The organism is Corynebacterium sp. L4757, assembly GCF_043673995.1.
In the GTDB taxonomy this organism is placed as follows: Bacteria; Actinomycetota; Actinomycetes; order Mycobacteriales; family Mycobacteriaceae; genus Corynebacterium.
Window position 1 is genome coordinate 1 of sequence record NZ_JBIMEN010000024.1, and the last position, 8688, is coordinate 8688.

Annotated in this window: 3 protein-coding genes and 3 rRNA genes; 3 read left to right on the plus strand and 3 right to left on the minus strand. The window is 53.0% G+C overall.

What is annotated here, in order from left to right:
- The first annotated feature begins 45 nt into the window (after positions 1 to 45).
- The 3 genes from ACG98I_RS13720 to rrf all read left to right on the plus strand — a co-directional run bounded on the left by ACG98I_RS13720 (position 46) and on the right by rrf (position 5455).
- Positions 46 to 1568 (plus strand): 16S ribosomal RNA (locus ACG98I_RS13720).
- Positions 1569 to 2101: 533 nt separating this feature from the next.
- Positions 2102 to 5171: ribosomal RNA gene (locus tag ACG98I_RS13725) — 23S ribosomal RNA — on the plus strand.
- Between the two features lie 166 nt (positions 5172 to 5337).
- Positions 5338 to 5455, plus strand: a 5S ribosomal RNA gene (gene rrf, locus ACG98I_RS13730).
- The 16S, 23S and 5S rRNA genes sit together here, the layout of an rRNA operon.
- A 93-nt stretch (positions 5456 to 5548) precedes the next feature.
- Here rrf and ACG98I_RS13735 read toward each other — a convergent pair.
- The 3 genes from ACG98I_RS13735 to istA all read right to left on the minus strand — a co-directional run bounded on the left by ACG98I_RS13735 (position 5549) and on the right by istA (position 8553).
- Complete coding sequence (locus ACG98I_RS13735) at positions 5549 to 6016, minus strand: universal stress protein (protein WP_394721108.1); 468 nt, start codon at positions 6014 to 6016, stop codon at positions 5549 to 5551.
- A 129-nt stretch (positions 6017 to 6145) separates the two neighbouring features.
- A complete protein-coding gene (locus ACG98I_RS13740; protein ID WP_394719293.1) occupies positions 6146 to 6922 on the minus strand; it encodes an ATP-binding protein in 777 nt (258 codons plus the stop codon).
- Entirely contained in the window at positions 6919 to 8553 is a 1635-nt protein-coding gene (gene istA, locus ACG98I_RS13745) for an IS21 family transposase (RefSeq protein ID WP_394719292.1), read from the minus strand. The genes ACG98I_RS13740 and istA overlap by 4 nt, the downstream gene beginning before the upstream one ends.
- Positions 8554 to 8688 lie beyond the last annotated feature (135 nt).

Below are 8688 nucleotides of genomic sequence, written 5' to 3' on the forward strand. Positions count from 1 at the left end.
GTTGTTTGTCTTTTTTAAGTTAGGTTTGGGCTTTTCACTAGCCTTTTTGTGGAGAGTTTGATCCTGGCTCAGGATGAACGCTGGCGGCGTGCTTAACACATGCAAGTCGAACGGAAAGGCCTCTAGCTTGCTAGGGGTACTCGAGTGGCGAACGGGTGAGTAACACGTGGGTGATCTGCCCTGCACTTTGGGATAAGCTTGGGAAACTGGGTCTAATACCGAATATGACCATTGTTTGGATGCGATGGTGGAAAGCTTTTGCGGTGTGGGATGAGCCTGCGGCCTATCAGCTTGTTGGTGGGGTAATGGCCTACCAAGGCGGCGACGGGTATCCGGCCTGAGAGGGTGTACGGACACATTGGGACTGAGATACGGCCCAGACTCCTACGGGAGGCAGCAGTGGGGAATATTGCACAATGGGCGCAAGCCTGATGCAGCGACGCCGCGTGGGGGATGACGGCCTTCGGGTTGTAAACTCCTTTCGCCAGGGACGAAGCGTTTTTGTGACGGTACCTGGATAAGAAGCACCGGCTAACTACGTGCCAGCAGCCGCGGTAATACGTAGGGTGCGAGCGTTGTCCGGAATTACTGGGCGTAAAGAGCTCGTAGGTGGTTTGTCGCGTCGTCTGTGAAATCCCGGGGCTTAACTTCGGGCGTGCAGGCGATACGGGCATAACTTGAGTGCTGTAGGGGAGACTGGAATTCCTGGTGTAGCGGTGAAATGCGCAGATATCAGGAGGAACACCGATGGCGAAGGCAGGTCTCTGGGCAGTAACTGACGCTGAGGAGCGAAAGCATGGGTAGCGAACAGGATTAGATACCCTGGTAGTCCATGCCGTAAACGGTGGGCGCTAGGTGTAGGGGGCTTCCACGTCTTCTGTGCCGTAGCTAACGCATTAAGCGCCCCGCCTGGGGAGTACGGCCGCAAGGCTAAAACTCAAAGGAATTGACGGGGGCCCGCACAAGCGGCGGAGCATGTGGATTAATTCGATGCAACGCGAAGAACCTTACCTGGGCTTGACATGTACAGGATCGGGCTAGAGATAGTCTTTCCCTTGTGGTCTGTATACAGGTGGTGCATGGTTGTCGTCAGCTCGTGTCGTGAGATGTTGGGTTAAGTCCCGCAACGAGCGCAACCCTTGTCTTATGTTGCCAGCACGTTATGGTGGGGACTCATGAGAGACTGCCGGGGTTAACTCGGAGGAAGGTGGGGATGACGTCAAATCATCATGCCCCTTATGTCCAGGGCTTCACACATGCTACAATGGTCGATACAGTGGGCAGCGACATCGTGAGGTGGAGCGAATCCCTGAAAGTCGGCCTTAGTTCGGATTGGGGTCTGCAACTCGACCCCATGAAGTCGGAGTCGCTAGTAATCGCAGATCAGCAACGCTGCGGTGAATACGTTCCCGGGCCTTGTACACACCGCCCGTCACGTCATGAAAGTTGGTAACACCCGAAGCCAGTGGCCTAAACTTGTTAGGGAGCTGTCGAAGGTGGGATCGGCGATTGGGACGAAGTCGTAACAAGGTAGCCGTACCGGAAGGTGCGGCTGGATCACCTCCTTTCTAAGGAGCTTTATTATAAAAAATCCATCTCTTAACAGTTGTTAATGATGGTGGTGATGGTGGTTGATGGCCCGAGTGTGGTCATGCCACGAGATTGAATCGGAGTGGAAACACACCGCCAGTAAAAGATGCTGGTAATAACATCTAAAACATATAACTAAGACTTGAATATGTATGTTGGTGCACTGTTGGGTGTCTGGGACAACAATCCAGTATTTTGGGTTGGTCCTGATGCTCACACACGATAATGGCAGCACGGTACAGCTTTTGCTGGGTGTTGTGGTTGGGTGTGTGGGGTGTTGTGTGAGAACTGTATAGTGGACGCGAGCATCCACCACATAATGATTCTTCCTTTGTGTTGGGTTGTTGTGTGGTGTGTGTAATTTTTCTTATTTTTTCTGTGAGAACGCGCAGCCAGGTGTGAGCCTGGTTGTGTTTAGTATTTTTCTTTAGTTATGGTTGTTCACCCACATAAATAAGATACTGCTAGAAAGGCTGTTGGTTTTTCTTCGCGGTTTGTTTGTGTGTGGTGTGTGTTCGTTATTTAAGGGCGCATGGTGGATGCCTTGGCATACTGGGCCGATGAAGGACGTGTAAGGCTGCGTTAAGCCTCGGGGAGTTGTCAATTGAGCGTTGATCCGAGGATGTCCGAATGGGGAAACCCGCCTGCCGTTATGGGTAGGTACCCACTAGTGAATTCATAGCTGGTGTGGGGGTGATACGTGGGGAAGTGAAACATCTTAGTACCTGCAGGAGGAGAAAATAAATTAATGATTCTGCTAGTAGCGGCGAGCGAACGTGGATGAGGCTAAACCGTGTGTATGTGATACTTGGTAGAGGTTGTGCATGCGGTGTTGTGGGGCCATGATTTTTTGTTCCTACCAGGACAAAGCGCGCAGTATGATGTTAGTCGAAGTAGGTTGGAATGCCTGGCCGTAGAAGGTGAGAGCCCTGTAGGTGAAGACATTGTGGTGTGTGTGTTGTGGTGCCCGAGTAGCAGCGGGCTCGTGGAATCTGCTGTGAATCTGCCGGGACCACCCGGTAAGCCTAAATACTCAGTGTGACCGATAGTGTATGAGTACCGTGAGGGAATGGTGAAAAGTACCCCGGGAGGGGAGTGAAATAGTTCCTGAAACCATGTGCTTACAATCCGTCAGAGCACCGTTTGTGTGTGATGGCGTGCCTTTTGAAGAATGAGCCTGCGAGTCAGCGGCATGTCGCGAGGTTAACCCGTGTGGGGTAGCCGTAGGGAAACCGAATCCTAATGAGGGTGTCAAGTGGCATGTTCTGGACCCGAAGCGGGGTGATCTACCCATGGCCAGTGTGAAGCGATGGTAAGACGTCGTGGAGGCGCGAACCCACGTAGGTTGAAAACTGCGGGGATGAGTTGTGGGTAGGGGTGAAAGGCCAATCAAACTCCGTGATAGCTGGTTCTCCCCGAAATGCATTTAGGTGCAGCGTCGTAGTAGCTTGGTGGAGGTAGAGCTACTGGTTGGTTGAGCGGGACTATCATCTTAGCAACATCAGCCAAACTCCGAATGCCATCAATGTGTTCTACGGCAGTGAGACTGTGGGGGATAAGCTTCATAGTCGAGAGGGAAACAGCCCAGATCGCCGGTTAAGGCCCCTAAGGGTGTGCTAAGTGGAAAAGGATGTAAGATCGCGAAGACAGCCAGGAGGTTGGCTTAGAAGCAGCCATCCTTGAAAGAGTGCGTAATAGCTCACTGGTCGAGTGGTTTTGCGCCGACAATGTAGTGGGGCTCAAGCACACCGCCGAAGCCGCGGCAATAATTTTTGTTATTGGGTAGGGGAGCGTCGTGCATGGGTTGAAGCAGTACTGTAAGGAGCTGTGGACTGTGTGCGAGTGAGAATGCAGGCATGAGTAACGAATTGGACAGTGAGAATCTGTCCCGCCGGATGACTAAGGGTTCCTGGGTCAAGTTCGTCTTCCCAGGGTGAGTCGGGACCTAAGGCGAGGCCGACAGGCGTAGTCGATGGACAACCAGTTGATATTCTGGTACCCGTATATGCGCGCCCGTGGTAAAGCATTGATACTAACCACCCACAAACACCTCACTTAGGCCTTCGGGCCGCGGTGGTGTGTGCGTGCGTGGGGCCTGAAATGTGGTCCAAGCGATGGGGTGACACAGGGAGGTAGCCATGCCACTTATTGGATTGTTGGTGTAAGCGTGTGAACCGGTGTATAGGTAAATCCGTACACTTTTATGGTCAAGGCGTGATGCGTAGCCGTTATGGTGAAGTTGGTGATCCTGTACTGTCGAGAAAAGCCTCTAGCGATGTGTGTATATGGCCCGTACCCTAAACCGACACAGGTAGTCAGGTTGAAAATACTAAGGCGTTCGGGATAACTGTGGTTAAGGAATTCGGCAAAATGCCCCCGTAACTTCGGAAGAAGGGGGACCTGCAATGGTGAGAGGATTTACTCCTTTAGCTGGTGTGGGTCGCAGAGAATAGAGGGAAGCGACTGTTTATCAAAAACACAGGTCCATGCGAAGACGTGAAGTTGAGGTATATGGACTGACGCCTGCCCGGTGCTGGAAGGTTAAGAGGACCGGTTAGCTTTTATGAGCGAAGCTGAGAATTTAAGCCCCAGTAAACGGCGGTGGTAACTATAACCATCCTAAGGTAGCGAAATTCCTTGTCGGGTAAGTTCCGACCTGCACGAATGGCGTAACGACTTCTCTGCTGTCTCAACCACAGGCCCGGTGAAATTGCACTACGAGTAAAGATGCTCGTTACGCGCGGCAGGACGAAAAGACCCCGGGACCTTCACTATAGCTTGGTATTGGTGTTCGGTTCGGTTTGTGTAGGATAGGTGGGAGACTGTGAAGCATTCACGCTAGTGGGTGTGGAGTCGTTGTTGAAATACCACTCTGATCGGATTGGATACCTGAACCTTGGCCCATGATCTGGGTTGGGGACAGTGCCTGGTGGGTAGTTTAACTGGGGCGGTTGCCTCCTAAAATGTAACGGAGGCGCCCAAAGGTTCCCTCAGCCTGGTTGGCAATCAGGTGGTGAGTGTAAGTGCACAAGGGAGCTTGACTGTGAGACTGACAAGTCGAGCAGGGACGAAAGTCGGGACTAGTGATCCGGCACCTACTTGTGGAAGTGGTGTCGCTCAACGGATAAAAGGTACCCCGGGGATAACAGGCTGATCTTCCCCAAGAGTCCATATCGACGGGATGGTTTGGCACCTCGATGTCGGCTCGTCGCATCCTGGGGCTGGAGTAGGTCCCAAGGGTTGGGCTGTTCGCCCATTAAAGCGGCACGCGAGCTGGGTTCAGAACGTCGTGAGACAGTTCGGTCTCTATCCGCCGCGCGCGTTGAAACTTGAAGAAGGCTGTCCCTAGTACGAGAGGACCGGGACGGACGTACCTCTGGTGTGCCAGTTGTTCCGCCAGGAGCATCGCTGGTTGGCTACGTACGGAAGGGATAACCGCTGAAAGCATCTAAGCGGGAAGCCTGTTTTAAGATGAGGTTTCTGTTGAGGTTCCCTACAGACTATAGGGTTGATAGGCCAGACCTGTACGCATTGTAAAATGTTAAGGCTACTGGTACTAATACACCAACAAACAAACACAACCAACACACATAATGATGTGCGGTTTGGTTTACGCAATCGTAACGAGAAAAACACTCACAACATAAGAAAACACGACAAGACACAGTCTTGCCCGTGCCACCGCGTCCACTATGCAGTATCTGACACAACACCCACAGCATCAGAACACTATTGTTCCGATGATTTGTCGGTGGCCATAGCGGCAGGGAAACGCCCGGAACCCATTCCGAACCCGGAAGCTAAGCCTGCCCGCGCTGATGGTACTGCACCCGGGAGGGTGTGGGAGAGTAAGTTACCGCCGACATAAAACAACAACAACTACATAAACAAGGCCCGAACCAGAGGATAAAATCTCCGGTTCGGGTCTTGTCGTCGTTTTCTACGTTGATTGCAGGCTCTACTGTCCAGTAGTGTTAACGATATATAGATCGCATGTTGCTTCAGCAGCCACGTTACGAGAAATGCTGCCAAGAATACGTGCGAAGCCCTGGGCCTTCTTATTACCGACCACGATTGCATCAGCATTGAGCTTCTTTGCCTGTTGCACAAGCACTTCAGCGGGCTGGCCCTCAACAGCGTAGGACTTGACTTGGAGCTTGGGCCACGTGTTGCGCAGGATTGCAGCAACGGAATCCGCCGCTTCCTGTGCTGCGGCAGATTGACCGTTAGCTAGTCGTTGGTAGGCTTCGGAAGTCTTAGTAGCCATGTTTCCACTCTTCGCGGTCTGTATAGCGACTGCAGAATTGATGGAGTACGCAGAGAACACGTAGAGTTCCGCATCGAAGCTTGCTGCGAGTTCTGCTGCCTTCTCTGCTGCAACTAGTGCCGTTTGACTTGAATCAACACCGGTAATAATGGTCTTCATGTTGTCGTACTTGCCTTTCCTCATTGAGTAGGAAGCCATGTTAGGACCACGGATTTAGTAACACCGTGGTGAGTATCCAGTAACGCCCGGGTGAGTATCGAGTAACACCCGGGCGTTGACTATGCGCCGCTACTGCGTATTGGCTTCGAGGCGCATGTTCGGACCTTCCAGCGTGATGATCTCAGCGCCAACGACAAGCCGATTCAGTATCGACTCGGCGATGACAGCATCCGGGATGGACTTGTACCACTCATCGGGCGTGAACTGGGAGGTGACAATGGTTGATCCCCGGTGTTCACGCTCAGCAAGAATGTTGAGCAGCTGGTGTGCTGTGGCAGCATCAATCGGCGTTGTTAAGAAGTCATCAAGCACGAGTACATCCGCCAGGTGGAGATCTTGAAGAAACTCCATGCGTGCTGCGTCATCATGGCGCAGCACCATCAGCTGGTTAGCCAGGGTGTCTGTGCGGAAGAAACGAGCAGAGTAGTCGTTTCTGCACGCAGCGGTAAGTAGTGCTTGGGCCAGGTAGGTTTTGCCGACGGATGATTTGCCGAGGATGACAATGCTTTGCGCTTTTTGACACCATTGGCAGTGAGCGAGTCTGGTGATTTGCTCTTTGTTGAGGTTGCGGCCGGGTGTGTAGGTGATGTCTTCGATACACGCATCGAGATTTGGCGATCGGGATGCTTTGAGTAATTTGTTGACTCGTCGTTCACGCTTGGCCGCAACTTCTTTATCGAGTGCGTAGAGCACCTTGTCAGAAAAACTCCATGAGTCGAAGATGGGATCTGCTGCAATATCAATCACGGTTCGGCCAAAAGCCGTCATCCGGAGATCGGTAAAGACAGGCAGGATCGATTCATCAAGAAAGCGCGCTGATGCTGACGCTGGTTGTGGCTGTGTCATGACTGCGAAGGTCCTTTCTTCGTGAGGTTTTCCATACTGAACTGGGCAGACCCACCCAGATATGCACCGCGGGTATCGCGTGCGTGTTCCACCGGTGGTGTTTCAGGCGGTGTTGCAGCTGGCAGATCATGGCCTGTCGGGCGGGTTGATTGGTCTTTGCGTACCGCGGCCATCATGTTTTTCACCGCGGTATACGACACAGCCCTCCTGGTGCCATCAGGTGCGATCAGGCGTGCACAGGCTTGTTCCAGAATCACTTTGTTGGCGTGTTTGCCCATATTCAGTACGTTTCGGCACGACTGAAATGCCTGGACAGGGATTGCCTTTGCGCTGATGAGTTCTTCGATGACTGTCCGGGTTGCTGGACCGATCTTGGCTGCTTCACGGTAGAAGTACTCACTGGTCCACAATCCTGTGGTATCAGCCATGTTGGCAGGAATATGATCCACATCGGTGACATAGATCCCACGGGCTTGGGCAAGCCGGTGGGTTGCAACACGCTGCCCGGCATCAAAGACGGTTACTTCATTGCCAGTGATACGTACATCGACAGTCCGGCCGACAAGCTGGTAAGGCACCGAATAACGTGCAGTGTTGACGGTGATGTGGAAGTTGGGGGCGACTTTCGCACGTTTCCATTCGGTATGCTGCCACGGTGTTGTGGGAAGTTCGCCGAGTACATCGTGTTCAAACTCGTCAAAGAGCATCCTTCTGCTGGTGTTGTTACCGCGAAACGGTACCGCGTCATTGATGCCGTCAACCAGGCTGCGGATGCGTGCATTGAGTTCATCGAGCCCAACGCATTGATGCCCGTGGAGGGTGTGGATGACTTTTTGGGTGATGATCTTGACTGCTGCTTCTACATTCGCCTTGTCCTTTGGACGCCGAGCACGAGCAGGCAGCGCGGCAGTGTTGTAGTGCTCAAGGAATTCCTCGTAGGTGGAATTGACCTGCCGGTTGCGGTCAGCAGCACTAATTGCGTGTGATGCTGTCGAAGCATTATCAGGCACGATGACTTCAGCAACCCCGCTGAAGTATTCAAATGCTTGGATATGTGCCCACAGCCACGCTTGTTGTCGCTGGTTCGGGCAAGCACAGGCAAATAACATGCCGGAATACGGTAGTGATGCTACGAAAATGCTGACTTTTGCACCTCGGGCATGGGTTGGGTCGAACAGGCGCATTGCGGTGCCGGCCCAGTCGACTTGCATGGTGTGTCCCGGGGCATGGGTAATGCGTGCTGTAAGTCCTGTGACATCGACGTGTTCAGCAACAAGCTGGCGGAAGCGCTCGTAGCTGTAGTAACGCTGGGATGGGTGGGCTGGTTGGGTGGTGTAGCGGCCCCACAGGACTTGGAGGGTGACTTTGTTGCGGCCGGTGCGTGCTTTGGTCACTGCGTCGAAGTCGATGGGTACGAAGTCGCCTTGGGCAGCACTTCGGCCATCAACAAACCATGTGGCCATTTCTTCGTCGGTAATACCGGCGAGTTGTTCGCAGGTTGTGATCTGGTGTGCCGCTATTGTGTGGCGGGCTTTTTGGACTGTGGTGTGTGAGCATCGCACAGTCGAGCAGATTTGGCGGACGGACCAGCCTTGTAAGACTAGGTCCATCACGGCCCGGTAATCAGTCACGATCGGACTCCTCTGATGATGCCGCGTGCCCTGTTGTCACGCGGTCAGAAGAATCTTCTCCCAAAGCGTTACTCGATACTCACCATTGCGTTATCCGATAGTCACCACGGTGTTACTAGATACCCCCGCGCAACA